This is a genomic window from Senegalimassilia sp. (assembly GCF_977052095.1).
In genome coordinates, this window is sequence record NZ_CDRSTZ010000025.1 from 1 (window position 1) to 14,005 (window position 14,005).

General features: G+C 62.8%; 10 protein-coding genes. 7 read left to right on the forward strand and 3 right to left on the reverse strand.

The features are described 5' to 3' along the window. The first annotated feature begins 5 nt into the window (after window positions 1–5). The 6 genes from purH (at window position 6) to ACWI6D_RS05920 (ending at window position 6,741) form a co-directional block, all read left to right on the forward strand. Window positions 6–1,646: a bifunctional phosphoribosylaminoimidazolecarboxamide formyltransferase/IMP cyclohydrolase gene (gene purH, locus ACWI6D_RS05895; protein ID WP_449134026.1), complete on the forward strand. Its 1,641-nt coding sequence runs from the start codon at window positions 6–8 to the stop codon at window positions 1,644–1,646. Window positions 1,647–1,870: 224 nt separating this feature from the next. Next, window positions 1,871–2,746: a J domain-containing protein gene (locus ACWI6D_RS05900; protein WP_449134011.1), complete on the forward strand. Its 876-nt coding sequence runs from the start codon at window positions 1,871–1,873 to the stop codon at window positions 2,744–2,746. A 218-nt stretch (window positions 2,747–2,964) separates the two neighbouring features. After that, entirely contained in the window at window positions 2,965–4,329 is a 1,365-nt protein-coding gene (locus ACWI6D_RS05905) for an ATP-grasp domain-containing protein (RefSeq protein ID WP_449134012.1), read from the forward strand. 13 nt (window positions 4,330–4,342) lie between these two features. Next, the gene (locus ACWI6D_RS05910) at window positions 4,343–5,680 is read left to right on the forward strand and encodes a lysylphosphatidylglycerol synthase transmembrane domain-containing protein (RefSeq protein WP_449134013.1); all 1,338 of its coding nucleotides are present in this window, start codon (window positions 4,343–4,345) and stop codon (window positions 5,678–5,680) included. Between the two features lie 82 nt (window positions 5,681–5,762). Beyond that, window positions 5,763–6,191, forward strand: coding sequence for a PaaI family thioesterase (locus ACWI6D_RS05915; RefSeq protein WP_288285209.1), 429 nt, complete (start codon window positions 5,763–5,765; stop codon window positions 6,189–6,191). Window positions 6,192–6,252: 61 nt separating this feature from the next. Next, window positions 6,253–6,741 carry a PaaI family thioesterase gene (locus ACWI6D_RS05920; protein WP_303250940.1) on the forward strand — a complete coding sequence of 163 codons (489 nt, stop codon included), beginning with the start codon at window positions 6,253–6,255 and terminating at the stop codon, window positions 6,739–6,741. 140 nt (window positions 6,742–6,881) lie between these two features. On the opposite strand, the gene ACWI6D_RS05925 is transcribed toward ACWI6D_RS05920, so the two are convergent. The 3 genes from ACWI6D_RS05925 to ACWI6D_RS05935 are packed head-to-tail and all read right to left on the reverse strand — an operon-like array spanning window position 6,882 to window position 11,587. Beyond that, window positions 6,882–7,742, reverse strand: coding sequence for a dimethyl sulfoxide reductase anchor subunit family protein (locus ACWI6D_RS05925; protein WP_449134014.1), 861 nt, complete (start codon window positions 7,740–7,742; stop codon window positions 6,882–6,884). Further along, window positions 7,742–8,422, reverse strand: a complete 681-nt coding sequence (locus ACWI6D_RS05930) for a 4Fe-4S dicluster domain-containing protein (RefSeq protein WP_288285206.1) — start codon at window positions 8,420–8,422, stop codon at window positions 7,742–7,744. The genes ACWI6D_RS05925 and ACWI6D_RS05930 overlap by 1 nt, the downstream gene beginning before the upstream one ends. A gap of 3 nt (window positions 8,423–8,425) precedes the next feature. After that, entirely contained in the window at window positions 8,426–11,587 is a 3,162-nt protein-coding gene (locus ACWI6D_RS05935; RefSeq protein WP_449134015.1) for a molybdopterin-containing oxidoreductase family protein, read from the reverse strand. Between the two features lie 366 nt (window positions 11,588–11,953). Here ACWI6D_RS05935 and ACWI6D_RS05940 point away from each other — a divergent pair, with 366 nt between their 5' ends. Further along, window positions 11,954–13,708 (forward strand): helix-turn-helix transcriptional regulator, encoded by a 1,755-nt coding sequence (locus ACWI6D_RS05940; protein ID WP_337368768.1) that lies wholly within the window; start codon window positions 11,954–11,956, stop codon window positions 13,706–13,708. Window positions 13,709–14,005 lie beyond the last annotated feature (297 nt).

Genomic DNA, 14,005 nt, shown 5'->3' on the forward strand with positions numbered 1-14,005 from the left:
AGTAAGTGGCAGATCCGAAGGTCAAGCGCGTACTCATCTCGGTGACGGACAAGACGGGCGTCGTCGAGTTCGCCCGCGCGCTGCACGACGAGTTCGGCGCGGAGATCATCTCCACCGGCGGCACGGCGCGCGTCATCGCCGACGCTGGCGTGCCGGTCACGCCCATCGACGAGGTGACGAAGTTCCCCGAGATGATGGACGGCCGCGTGAAGACCCTGCACCCCATGGTGCACGGCGGGCTTCTGGCGAAGCGCGACAACCCCAAGCACATGGCCGAGGCGGCCGAGCACGGCATCCAGATGATCGACATGGTGGTCGTGAACCTGTACGCCTTCGAGAAGACGGTGGAGTCCGGCGCGGACTTCGGCACCTGCATCGAGAACATCGACATCGGCGGCCCGTCCATGCTGCGCAGCGCCGCGAAGAACTTCGAGAGCGTTGCGGTGGTCACCGACCCCGAGATGTACGAGGGCATCCTGGCCGAGATGCGCGAAAACGGCGGCGCCACCACGCGCGACACGCGCATGGAGCTGGCGCTTGAGGTGTTCGAGAAGACGAACGCCTACGACGGCGCCATCGCCGACTTCCTGTTCGACCAGATTCAGGCCGCGCATCCGCACGAGCACGGCGAGGGCTGCGGCTGCGGCTGCGAGGACGGCGAAGGCCAGGGCGAGTTCCCGCCCGAGTGCGCGCTGTACATGGAGAAGCAGCAGGACCTGCGCTACGGCGAGAACCCGCATCAGCAGGCCGTGTTCTACCGCGTGGAGGAGTTCGCCCAGGAGCACAGCCTGGTGAACGCCGAGCAGCTCAACGGCAAGGAGCTGTCGTACAACAACATCCTGGACACCGACGCGTGCTGGTCGCTGGTGCGCGAGTTCGACGAGCCGGCCGTTATCATCCTGAAGCACCAGAACCCGTGCGGTTCGGCCACGGCGGCCACCATCGCCGAGGCCTACGACAAGGCGTTCGCGTGCGACCCGAAAAGCGCGTTCGGCGGCATCATCGCGGCCAACCGCACCGTCACGCTTGAGATGGTCGAGCACATCAACGAGAACAAGCAGTTCGTGGAGGTGCTGATCGCGCCCGAGTTCGAGTCGGCGGCGCTGGAGCTTTTGCAGCAGAAGAAGAACCTGCGCGTGCTGCGCACCGGCGGCGTGGACGCGCCGGCGGCCGTGGAGGTGCGCTCGGTTGACGGCGGCGTGCTGGTGCAGGACGTGGACCGCGTGACCGAGGACCCGGCCACGTTCACCGTTCCCACCGACCGCAAGCCCACCGACGACGAGATGCGCGAGCTCCTGTTCGCGTGGCGCGTGTGCAAGGGCGTGAAGTCGAACGCCATTCTGGTGTCGCGCGACCATGCCGGCATCGGCATGGGCCCGGGCCAGCCCAACCGCGTGGACAGCGCGCTTCTGGCGTGCAAGCGCGCGCACGAGGCGTGTGAGCGCATGGGCGTTGAGGCGAAGGGCCTGGTGTGCGCTTCCGATGCGTTCTTCCCGTTCCGCGACAACGTGGACACGCTGGCCGAGTGGGGCGTGACCGCCATCATCCAGCCCGGCGGCTCCATTCGCGACGATGAGTCCATCCAGGCGTGCAACGAGCACGGCATCGCCATGGTGTTCACGGGGCACCGCCACTTCCGCCACTAGGCGGCGCGGGCGAAAACCGTTTGCTGAGCAGCGGCGACCCTTCGCGGGGCCGCCGCTTTTTGCGTGCAGGGGGCTTGCTTGGCCGCCTCTCGGCTGGATTGTTCGTGCCGTTCGCGAACTTTTGGATGATTTCTCGTGTCGGTTTCGTTCTCGGATTCTGACGAATGCGTGACATCGGGCTGACGTTGCCGCCGCGGCCGACGCCGTCCCGTATAGTCAGCGTTATGAAAAAGTCAGAAGCACTCAAAATACTGGGCCTTTCCGAAGGCGCCACCGACGATGACATCAAGCGCGCACACCGCAAGCTTGTCATTGCGCATCATCCCGACAAGTTCCCGCTCGACTCGAAAGAGCATGCCGAGGCCGAGGAGCTTACGAAGCAGATCAACGAAGCGCGCGACGTGCTGATCAATCGCAGCTGGACGCCGGAGTTCGACCCGCGCCGCGACCCGCGTCCGTATGCGGGTAACCCGTACGCGCACCCTTCGGGCTACGGTGCCGGCACGCCGGGCCAGGGCGGCTCGGGCGCGGGCGCCGGTTCCGACCCGTTCGACCCCTTTGCCGGCTGGCCGTTCGGCACGCCGGGGCAAACCACGTATGTGTGGACCAGCTGGGACGGCATGCACGGCGCCTCGCGCGGCCAGGGCGGCACGAACGCCGGCTGGCCGTTTGGCGACTTCACCGTGGAGTACGACCCGTTCGACCCCTTCGCGCCGTTCCGCGCCACGCACGCCGACACGCAAACCAGCGAGGAAATCTTCGCGAAGGCGAAGAAGGACCTGCGCATGGAGGCCGGTGTGGTGGCGGGCAAAGCGGCGGCGCTTGCGCTGCTGTCGATTGTGGGCTCGGCCGCCACGGGGCTGTTCCTGTACGTTATGGCGTCGATTATCTACGGGCTGTACAAGCGCATGGGCAGTCTGCTGGTGATGCTGCTCGTGCCCATCATGCTGTTCGGCGCGCCGCTGATTTTCCTGCTGGCGCCGCACAACGGCCTGGTCAACGGCCCGCTGACCATCGCGTTTCTGATTTCGGTGCTGTTCGACTTCCAGAACATCCGCGACAAGGCCCGCGTGTACAGCGCCGCGAAAGTTGGACTGTAGGGTCTTGGCGAATTTGTCTATTGGAGAAGGCGCGAACCCAAACTACGGGTTCGCGCCTTTTGCTGTTTTGGGGCGCGCGTTTCAGGTTGGCAACCGTTTGCGTGGGGGCTGGACAACCGGGGCGTTTTGAGGCGGCGCTCGCGGTATACTTGCAGGTTGAAGATGGAACGTTCTAGCGCTGCGAGGCAGGCGGCGCGTTCGCTGAAAGGGGTTGGGACGTGGTTATCCTTGACAAGCCGTATGCTTCGCCGCAGCTGCTTGAATGGCTGGAGCAATCCCAGCACCCGGTGCTGCGCAACGCGTTTTCGCGCTGCGAGGCGTTTCGTTCAGGTCGCACGCTGAACCTGGTGGACGCCGCCGAAGCCGCCGCGCGCCTTGATGCGGGCGAGCGCGTGTACACGAACTCCGAGAACGCGCTTGCGTGGATTTCCGAGCACGTCGACAACGGGTCGCTGACGCGCGCTATTGCAACCTTCAAGGACAAAGTTGCCATGCGGAAGCTGCTGTCCCAGCTTGACGAGGGGTTTTTCTTCCGCGCCTGCACGGCTGACCAGCTGCCGCAGCTTGATTTCGCCGAGCTTGCCGCGCACGTGCCGTTCGTGGTGAAGCCTGCCCGCGGGTTTTGCAGCATGGGCGTGCATGTGGTGACGTGCCGCGCCGAGTGGGACGCCGCGCTGGCCGACTTTGCGCGTAACGCGGCTACGTGGGCGGCAATGTATCCCGATAGCGTGGTTGCCGGCAGCGACTTCATTCTGGAGCAGTACATCACGGGGCAGGAATACGCGCTCGATGCGTACTTCGACGAGGCGGGGGCGGCGCACGTGCTCAACGTGCTGCGCCACGACTTCGCCGGCCCCGACGACACGTCCGATCGCATGTACACCACGTCCGCGGCCGTCGTGCGCGAGAACGCGCCGGTGTTCGAAGCGTGGCTGACGCGCGTGAATGCCCTGGTGGGCGCGCGGAATTTCCCTGTGCACGTTGAGGTGCGCGTTGGCGAAGACGGCGTGGTGCGGCCCATCGAGTTCAACCCGCTGCGCTTTGCGGGCCTTGGCGGCACCGACGTGGCGCAGCACGCGTTCGGTTTCCGCACGTACGAGGCGTTTTTGACCGGTGCGCTGCCTGACTTCGACGCTGCGTTCGCCTATGCGGGCAACCATGTGTATACCATGTCGCTGCTGAACCCGCCGGCGGGCGTGACGGGCGGGGAAACGTTCGATTACCAGGCGTTTTCCCAGCGCTTCGCCAACGTGCTTGAGCTGCGCCAGTTCGACGTGCCTACGTTTGGCTGCTACGGCTTTCTGTTCATCGAAACGGATGAGAGCGCGCAAGGTGCCGCTGAGCTGGACTTTCTGCTGCACTCCGACCTGCGCGAGTTCATAAGCGGTCTGCAGCCTGTTGCCGGCAGCGTTTCGTCCGCAGCTGCGTGCGCCAGCGACGCTGGCGTTTCGGGTGACTCGGCCCGGTGCGCGGGCATGACGCGCGGCGATGGCGATGCCACTTCGGATTGCGTGGCTCAGCGCGGCGGCAGTGCGACTTCAGACGATCAGACCCTGCGCCCTGCGTGCGCGCAAGGCGAATAGTAAGGGCTTCTGCATGAAATTCAACGTGAAAAACCTGTTCATGGGCGTCATCCTCATCATCGTGCTGGCGGTGGTGTTCCTGCGCGGCGACCAGCTGGTTGAGCTTGGCGAAACCATGAAGCAGGGAAGCCCCCTGCCGCTGGTGGCGGCCATCCTCACGCAGTTGTGCAAGTACTTCGCGCAAAGCTTCGCGTACTCGCGCAGCTTTGCCGCCGTGGGTGAGTACATGGAGCCGAAATCCACGTTGCCGCTGGTGTTCGGCACGTTCTTCATGAACACCATCGCGCCGTCCATGAACCTGGCGGGCACTACGCTGGTGGTGGACGATGCGCGCCGGCGTGGCATTCCCGCCGGCAAGGCCACGGGCGCGGCGCTGCTGATGCAGATCACCATCGACGGCGCGTTTTCCACGCTGATGGTGTGCGCGTTTATTTTCCTGGCGGCCACGGTGGGTTTGTCGCCGGTGTGGTTCTGCATGGGCATGGTGGTGTTGTGCCTGGTGGGAACCATGGTCATGCTGCTGGTGCTTGCGTATCGCAAGCCCGACGCGCTCATGCGCATCCTGCGCCCCGTGGAGCGGCTGAGCTGCAAGGTTGTTTCGCGCGTGCGCAAAAAGCCGCTTGAGCCGTGGGCCGATCGCATTGCGAAGGCGTTTTCCGAGGCGGCCGGCATGATTGGCCACAGCCCGAAGCCCACGCTGCAGGCGTATGGCTGCTCGCTGATTGCCAGCCTGTGCGAGCTGTCGTGCTTCGTGCTGGTGGGCATCGGCTTTGGCGTGCAGAACGCGCCGGCGCTGGTGTGCGGCTACGTGGTGGCAACGCTGTTCGCCATGATCTCGTTCACGCCGCAGGGCGTCGGCGTGGTTGAGGCGGCCGTGGTGGTGGCGTTTACCAGCTTTGGCGAGACGGCGGCGGCAGGCACGGCCATCGGCCTGGTGTATCGCGGCATCGTGTTCTGGATGCCGTTTATCATCGGCGCGGTGCTTATCAACACCACGAAGGCGTTCAAGGGCGACGTGAAGCAGGCGGCTTACGACCAGGATATGGGCGCTGTTGCAGGTACGGCTGCTACGGCGGCGCGCCTGGAAGAGGAAGCGCGTGCCGATGCCGAGCGTCTGCGTCGGGAAGAGGCAGCGGAGCAGGGCGGTGCAGCTGCGGCTGATGCGCAGCCCACGGTGCCGCTTGCGGGTAGTGGCGTGCCGTTCGACCGGCGCGAAACCGAACTGATTCCCGAAGTTGCCCAGCCGATTGATGTGCTGCGGCAGGCAAATGCGCCGTTTGATGAGGCGCCGGCGCAGCAGCTCAAAGCCGCAAAGGGCACGCCTGCCGATTTGTCCGGCGAAGCTGATTAAACGTATCAGTATACTGGGTTTGCAAACCAAGTAGGAGCAAAGGGGCTGCGCTTGCGGCCCCTTCGTGTTTTAGGAGGACGTTATGACGTTGCTTGACACCCTGAGCATCACCACGGTCAGCGTCAGCGCCGATCGCGTGGAGATGCGCATGCCGGTGCGGCCCGAAATCTATCAGCCTCACGGGTTTTTGCATGGCGGCGCCACCATCGCGCTGCTGGAGTCGTGTGCAAGCCGTGCGGCCGAAGAGCGAACGGATTTCGACAAAGAGCTGATCTTCGGCTTGGAAACCACCATTCGCCACAAGAAGGCGCGCAAAGACGGCATGATCACCGGCGTGGCCGAGCTTGAGCGCGAAGAGCCCTCGTACGGCGGTCGCAAGCAGTTCTGGCACGTTATTGCCACCGACGAGCTGGGCGACACCATTTCGGAAGGCACGTTCATTACAAAAATCGTTACGAAAGAGCACTTCGCCGAGAAGCAACGTAAACAGGCCGAAGCTCATCAGAAGTAGTGTTTCCCTCATGCCGCACGCGCCCGCGTGCGGCATGTTCGTTTTTCGAGAAAGGAATCTTATGACAGCACCCGAAGGACCCATGAAAGAGCACGTGCGCGTGAGCTTGCAGATGCTGTACGACCGCAACCGCGCCTACATCAACGACCTGAACCCCGAGGTTATCGAGCCGGGCTATACGCGCAGCACCGTGACCATCCCGGAAAACGCCACGAACACGGGCGGCGGCACGTTCGGCGGCTTCTTGATGGCCATCATCGACGTGGTGGGCTCCACCATCACGTGGTCGTACGGCAAACACGCCGTCACTCAAACGTGCAATGTGAACTTCATCCGTGGCGTTAGCATTGGCGAGAAGCTGGTGCTTGAGGCTCGCAACGTGCACTTCGGCCGCACCACGTGCGTGTCCGAAGTGGTGGTGTCCGACGAGCAGGGCAAAGTGCGCCTGACGTCCACGTGCACGCTGCACATCGTCGCCGACATCAAGCCCGACGACGCCATCGTGAAAGAAGCCTACGAGCGAGCTGGTCTTGCGCAAGGCGAACAGTAGCGCAACAGCATAACGCGCGAAAAGGCCCTTACGGGGGCTGGATTCGCGTTGCAAGGGGGTGGGGAAACGAATCCTGCCTCCGTAAGGGCCTTCAAGCTTGAGCGGGGCGCCGTCTGCGATGCGGCGTCCCGCTTTGCTTCCTAGTAGATGCCGAACACCGAGGCGCCTGCCAGGTAGAACACGGCGCGCAGGCACACGGCGCCGATGACAGCGCATACCACGGCCGCCGTGCCGTACACCTTCCAGTTGCCGGTCTTCTTGCCCATGTAAGCGCAGGCAATCGGAGCCGCGCAGCCCAGGACGATCATCAGCAGCGTGGGGATAAGGCTTTCGCCGCCGAAGACGTTCAGGCCGGATGCGGTGATGTCCTTCATCGGGTGCGTCAGGTCGTAGTAGTTGCCCACTTCGCTGACGTGGGTGGTGTTGATCATCAGCGCCGCCGCAAGCGAGGCCACGGCATTGATGATGGAGCCGACGAATGCGGGCATGCCTAGCTCAGAGGCGTCTTCGCCAACCGTCTCGCACACCACGGCTACCGTTGCGGGGCCCAGGATGCACGCCACGCCCAGAAGCGACACGATCCACAGCACGTTGCACCAGGCCGGGCGCGCTTCCATCATGTAGGAGTGGCCCATCACCACCACAAGCACGGCGCTCATGACGATGGCCAGGATGGCAACCCACTTCGGCACGCTGCCTTTGTTCTTGCGCAGCATGGCCAGGTAAATCACGGCCACGATGGCAAGCACGATGATGGCGATAAGCTCCTGCGTGATGCCGGAGGTAATGTGTCCGAAGCCGTTGAAGATGCGCTCCCAATGCTGCAAGTGGAAGAACACGGCGATGCCGCCAACCACCAGAAGCACCGCAGAGACAATCCAGCAGCGTATCTGCGCTTTCTGCCCGGTGCCCTTAAGCGCCAGGTACGCTTGCGTGGCGAACGTGCCCGCGCACCACGACACGAGCGTGGTGAAGATAATCAAAGGCCATTGGAGTTCCATTATTCATCTCCCTTCCACTCGCGGTCGCGCAGCACGTACACGAAGCTGGGGTCGTTGCCCGCGTTCGGCAGGTGGTGCACTTCGGTTTGCTTGTCGTAGGGCTGCCCCAGCTCGCCGAACGTGATGCGGTTGCCCTCGAACAGCTGGTCATACTGGAAGTCGTTGTGCTCGCGGTCGGCCTTGTAGGCGTTGCGCGGCGCTTCGAAGCTTTCGATGCCCTTGTCCAAATCGCCGAAGAAGCGGGCGCGGCCGCCGCACTGGGCCACGCACTGGGGCAGGCCGCCCTGGCTGGTCAGCTGCTCGCACAGCGTGCACTTTTCAACCACGCGCTCTTCCTCGTTGAGGTAGCGGACGTTGTAGGGGCAAGACATGGCGCAGAACTGGCAGCCGATGCACTTGGCCTTGTCGATCTGCACGGTGCCGTCGGCCATCTTGTGGCTGGCGCCGGTGGGGCACACCTCGACGCACTTCGGGTTCTCGCAATGCTGGCACTGCACGCTCAGGTAGTACATGTCCACGTCATTGGACGTTTTGTAGTCCTTGCGCTTGTAGGGGCCGATGCGCAGCATCTTGTTCCAGTACGAGCCGATGGGCACACCGTTGATGACCTTGCAGGAGACCATGCATGCCATGCAGCCCACGCAGCGGTTCAAGTCGGTGAGAATGGCGTATTGCGTCATGGTTTATGCCTCCTTCCTGATTTCATAGTCGGGCATCCATTCCTTCAGACGCGGGTCGGAGGAATCGTGGATGATTTCGGTGCCGTCCTCGGTGGCGCAGGGAATGACCTTGCCATCGGGGCAGTTCTCAGGCGTTGCCTTGTAGATCTTGCAGCGCACGCCGCGCATGTGCGTGGAGCTGATGAACTTGTCGGCGGCCATGGGGTCCCACAGGCACTCGGCGTTGGACAGCTTGAAGCCGTGCGTGGGGGCCGGAAGCTCCGGGAACCACCAAGCATGCTCGGCGTTCGCCCAGCCTTCGGCAATGCCTTCGTACAGATCGACGCACTGGCGAATTTTCGTGCAGTACTGCTTGCCCAGGTCGGAGTGCGGTTCCACTTCAATCCATGCCCAGTCGCCCTGCTTGAGGCCCAGCTTTTCGGCATCGGCGGGGTTGAGCTCCAGGCGAGGTACGGGCCACAGCTCGCGGCACCACGGCAGCTGCCTGTGCTCGGAGTGGAAGTACACCGGGATGCGGCGGCCGGTGGTCAGGATGATCGGGTAGTCCTGCTTGGACTGCTCGGTTTCCCATGCGCCGCCCGGGGCGCTGACGCACGGCTCGTAGTTCGGCATGATTTCCTTCATGACGTCGAACTTGCCGGGCTGGAACTCGTTGGCCTTGTCCAGGCAGTACGTCTCGAACATGATGGACCAGATTTCCACCAAGCCCGAAGGCGTGGGGCAGCCGAAGTTCTTGTCCGTGGGCGTGCCGTCTTCGTTCTTCGACCAGGGGGAAGCGGTGCAGGCGTCTTTGCCCATGCGCATCCAGCCCGTTTCGAAGCGGCGGTACGTGCCCCAGCGGTTCGGCTCAAGCACCTTGGCGTTGAACCAGCCGTGCTCCTGGAAGTCATCGACGTACTCCTGCATGTGCTGCCACTTGCAACCGGGGTAGCGGTCGCCGAAGCCATCGACTTCGTTGTGGGCGCGGAACCAGTCTTCCATGCGCTCGTCGGAGTCGTAGGCGCCGGGCGCGTCGCCCTTGATGTTCGTCCACGTGCCGTTGGGATTGCCCTGCTTCTCGAACGACTCGAAGATCAGGCGGTTCACGTCGTAGTCAAACTTCACGTCTGCCGGGGGCTCGACGGCGCGGCACGTCATGCCGATGCCGCCCGATGCGCCCTGGGACACGCGGATGTTGTTGATTTCCAGCCAGTGCGCCACGGGGAGCACGATGTCGGCCATCTCCGTAGAGGGGTGATGGAACATGTTCAGGTCAACCCACATATCAAGCGACTGCAGGGCGTCCCACGCCAGGTTCGCGTTGCCCTCGTTCATGAATGAGCCGGCCTCGTTGATGCCTGCGCTGATGGGGTACGGGTCGCCGGTGAGGATGGCCTCGTACATGCTGGTGACGTCGCACCACTCGTTGTACAGCGCTGTGACGGGGTACTTGTCTGCGCCCACCATGTTGGAGTACACGTCGTACTGGTCGGGCAGGTTCGTGATCTCGTACTTCGGCACCGTGCCCTCGTACATGGGCGGCAGCGCGCCTAGGCCGGACAGCACGTGCTTGACGGCCTGCGGCATGTTCGTGCCCGGGGCAGCGGTGGACTGTTCGTCGACGGGCGTGCGTGAAAGGCCGCGGTTGCCGGCGGGGCCGTCGAAGTTGCCGGTGGTGTAGGTGAGGTTCAGCACCGCGCGCACGGTTTGCGTGCAGGCGCCTTCCTGGTCAGGAGACAGGTTCAGGTGGATGCCGCCGTTGCCGTACTTCTGGCCCTCGGGGCGCGTGGCCCAAGCCAGGCAAGCGTCCTCGATGAGCTTCGGATCAAGCTTCGTGATCTTCGAGCACCAGTCGACGGTGCAGTCCTTCACGGACTCCACCAAGTAAGACCATACGGGGCGCACGGTGTGCACGCTGCCGTCGGCCAGCGTCACCTGATGGCTGCCCGTCATGTCGAAGTCGATGCCGGCGTCAGTCAGCTCGTTGTAAGACAGCGGGGGCAGGTAGCCTTCCTGCGACGTGCCTTCGTACACGACGTCCATCTGGTCGCGCGTAGGCGCGGTGTGGTGGCAGCCTTCCCACTGGGTTTCGTCGGTATCCCAGTACACCAGGCCGCCCTGGCCGTCGTTGGCGTTTTTATTCCAGGCCATGAACCTGCGGCACGAACCGTCTTCTTTCAGGTCGGATTCCTTCAACAGGCGCGTCTTCAGTTTTTCGCCGGTAAGGTCGGGCATGACCTGCACGTTCGTGGATAGCGTGTGGTAGCGGCCGCCCGTAGGCTCCATGTCGTCGACCACCAGGATGGGGCTGTTCGTCCAACGCTTGACGAATTCCCAGTCCACCAGGTCGTGTTCGATGATGATGTGCTGCCAGCACAGCGCCAGCGCGCAGTCGGTGCCGGGCTCAAGGTTCAGCCAGTAATCGGCTTCCTTGCCCGAACCGGACAGGCGCGGGTCGATGCAGATGTGCACGTCGGCCTCGGTCATCTTGTCAACGATGTTGCGGCACGAGTCGTCGTAATTCGAGTTTTCAGGCGAGGTGCCCCACTGCACGTACACGCGTGGCCCGTCGCGCAACGCAAACCACGGGGCGCCGTCAACAGAGCTCAGCCAGCCCATCAGGCGGCGCGGGCCTTTGCAGATGGAAGATGCCACGCGGCTGTTGGGGCTGTCGAACAGCCACTTGTAGAATGCGTAGGGGCCGTATACCCACTGGCGCGACGTGCCGCACATGCCGAAGCAAGCCTGGCCGCCGTACTTCTTGATGACCTCGTTGAAGCCCTTGCCGATGGATTCCATGGCCTCGTCCCAGCTGATGCGCACCCAGCCCGGGTCCTCGCCCTTGGGGTTCGTGCGCTTCAGGGGGTGATAGATGCGCTGCGGATGGTAGCACGCCTGCAGCGATGCCTGGCCCTTCGAGCAGTGGTTGCCCGAGGACTGCGAAGACGACTGGTCGCCTTCGGTTTTGATGACGCGCCCGTTCTGCACGGTCACCCAAACGCCGCATTCCATCTTGCCGCAGCCACGGCAGCAAGAGCGGATGCGCTTGATCTCGGACGCTTCGGCTTGCGAAACCTTGTTCTCAGCGAGCGCGGTTCCGTAGCTTGCAGCGCCGACGGTCGCGGCGGCGGCGGTTGCAGCCGACAGTTTCGCGAACGTGCGACGTGTCATAGTCAGCTTCCCCATGAATCCTCCTCTTTGTTCGTCTGCGTTCCCGGAGGAAGGTGGGTTGGCGATGCGCCGTGCGCCATGATGTATCGAACGCTCAGACGATGGCGTTCGGCTTGTCGCGCCCCCTTGGCGACTGCCCCCCTCCGGCATCGGGTTTCCTCAACCCGACGGTTCGAGTATGCCTGCTTTCGCGGGCGCGCACATCATGCATTAGATGAGAAATCGGGCGCGAAACGCGCAAAAGTGCCTATAACACGTTTTGCATGATATTGGAGAAATACCTGGTCAAACGCGTATGATGCATAGTTCTCGCATTTCGTTCGCATTGGCGGGCCGATGGTACAATAGTGGCGGGGAAATAATTGAGCGTGAGGGGAACGCATGAGGGGAGCCGTAGGCGATCAAGCTTTCGAAGAGGAAGCGCTTGCCCGCGAAGGGCACGATATCCGAACATTTTTCAATAGCTGCGTGTGGGGCTTCGGGTTCGTTCGTGCGTGGGTGTACATGATGTTTTTGGGCATGGGCGTCGGTGTGCTTTCGGGTGCGCCTGACTCCGTTTGCCTTGCCGTGTACGTCAGCTCGTCTGTTGCGCTGACTATTACATTGTTCGCCGGCGGCTTCGCTCCTCACGCTATCGAACGCGTGCTGACGCGCCCGGCTGGCCAAGTCGCTTCCATAGCGGCGACGGTTTTGGGCACCATCTGCGCGGTGGGCGCAAGCACTCTGGCTGACGCTCCGCTTGCCTTGCTGCTGGTAGGCGGCGTGGCTACGGGCGTGGGCTCGGGCCTTATTCATTTAGGATATGGCGAAATCCACCGCAATCGTCCGCCTGCCGATGTGGGCATCGAGATTCCCGTGGCGGTGCTTATCGCCGCCGTGGTGTTCTCTGCCGTGTCGTTTACCCCGTTCGCCGTTCAGCTTGCGGTGACGTCGGCGTTGCCGGTGGTATCGGGGCTGATCATGATGCGCGAAAGCCGCCGTTTTCGCGCGTGCCCGGCGCTGGTGTGGATGGATCGCAGCTCGCGGCTGATCATGCCCACGCCGCGCCTGATCGTGCGCGTGGGCGCGTGCGCGCTTGGCATCGGCCTGGCCGATGGTGTTGCCCGCCAGGTGTTCATCTCGCTCACGGGCATTTCCTCGTTCGATTTCTATCACCCTGCCATGCTGACCAGCAGCGTTGTGCTTGCCGTGCTGCTGGTGGGCTTCGAGCTGTTGCGCCGCGATAACACGTTTCGCGGCCTGTACAAGCTCATCACGTTCACCATTGCGGCTTCTATTGCGTTTGTGCCGTCGCTTTCTAACCTGGCGGGGCTGTATTGGCTTGGCCCGCTTATCACGCTTATCGGGTACAACGCATTCAACGCGTTCGTGTGGATTTTGCTGGCCGATCTTACGTACAACTTCCGCTTGTCGGCCGCTGCCACGTTCGGCATCGGGTGGGGCATGCTGACGCTTGGCAGCACCGCTGGGCAGATGCTTGCCGCGCCGCTTGGCTCGACGGTGCCGCTTACGCCGCAGTTGGCAAGCTTTCTTGCGGCGTGCGGCACGCTGGTGGTGTTCGCCGTGTGCCTGTTCGTCATGAAAGACGATGACTTGGTGGACATTGTGGACCGGCAGAACATGGTCATGTCCGTTGGTGAAAACATGGCCGATGACGAGGGAGAATACGGCGAAGGCGACGGGGAGAGCGACCCGTATGCGCAAGCCCTTGCGGCAGGAGCGATTATCATTCAGCATCAGATTGGCGTTGCGCGCACCATCGATGAGATTATGGACGATGCAAACATCGACCCAGCCGATATTCCCCACATAGATCCATTAACGCCTGAAGAGGCAGCAAACGATCCGATTGCGCAGAAGCTTGCACCGCTTGTTGCGGAATCGAAGGAAAACCCGCCCAAAAAGAAGCCGGCCCCGTTTAAGGAACGGTGTACGAAGCTGGCGCGTGATTGCGGCTTGACGCCGCGCGAAACGGAGATTCTTATACTGTTCGCGAAAGGCCGTTCGGCGGCGCGCATTCAAGAAGAGCTGGTCATATCGCGCGGCACGGTCACCACGCACCTGCAGCACATCTACCGCAAGGTTGACGTGCATTCGAAGCAGGAACTGCTCGACGCCATCGAGGCACAAAAGTGAACGCTACGTGGCGGCCTGGGCTCAATCGACGCAGCACCTTGCTCTCGCAGCTTCGCAATGCGATGAGCCCGACATATGATCTGTCCCCTTGTCAGGTCCACGCGCATTGGGCGGGCTGCTTATGAAATCATTTTGTATACACGAGTAAACTTCAGACAGTTTTCAGAATCGCTCTTTATAATCAGCCGCAAACAGGAAAGCAAGTTGCGCGTTAGGGTTTCTTCGCGCGCTTTTTGATGTTAGCGTCGCGCTTCGCGCTGCCTTGTGGGGCGGAGCTTTCGCTCAGTCCTACGAAAT

What these genes read in the sequence shown, in the direction of transcription:
- ACWI6D_RS05940 (WP_337368768.1), top strand. Translation starts at nt 11,954, where the DNA reads ATGAGGGGAGCCGTAGGCGATCAAGCTTTCGAAGAGGAAGCGCTTGCC.
- ACWI6D_RS05920 (WP_303250940.1), top strand. Translation starts at nt 6,253, where the DNA reads ATGACAGCACCCGAAGGACCCATGAAAGAGCACGTGCGCGTGAGCTTG.
- ACWI6D_RS05910 (WP_449134013.1), top strand. Translation starts at nt 4,343, where the DNA reads ATGAAATTCAACGTGAAAAACCTGTTCATGGGCGTCATCCTCATCATC.
- ACWI6D_RS05900 (WP_449134011.1), top strand. Translation starts at nt 1,871, where the DNA reads ATGAAAAAGTCAGAAGCACTCAAAATACTGGGCCTTTCCGAAGGCGCC.
- ACWI6D_RS05930 (WP_288285206.1), bottom strand. Translation starts at nt 8,422, where the DNA reads ATGACGCAATACGCCATTCTCACCGACTTGAACCGCTGCGTGGGCTGC.
- ACWI6D_RS05935 (WP_449134015.1), bottom strand. Translation starts at nt 11,587, where the DNA reads ATGGGGAAGCTGACTATGACACGTCGCACGTTCGCGAAACTGTCGGCT.
- ACWI6D_RS05925 (WP_449134014.1), bottom strand. Translation starts at nt 7,742, where the DNA reads ATGGAACTCCAATGGCCTTTGATTATCTTCACCACGCTCGTGTCGTGG.
- ACWI6D_RS05915 (WP_288285209.1), top strand. Translation starts at nt 5,763, where the DNA reads ATGACGTTGCTTGACACCCTGAGCATCACCACGGTCAGCGTCAGCGCC.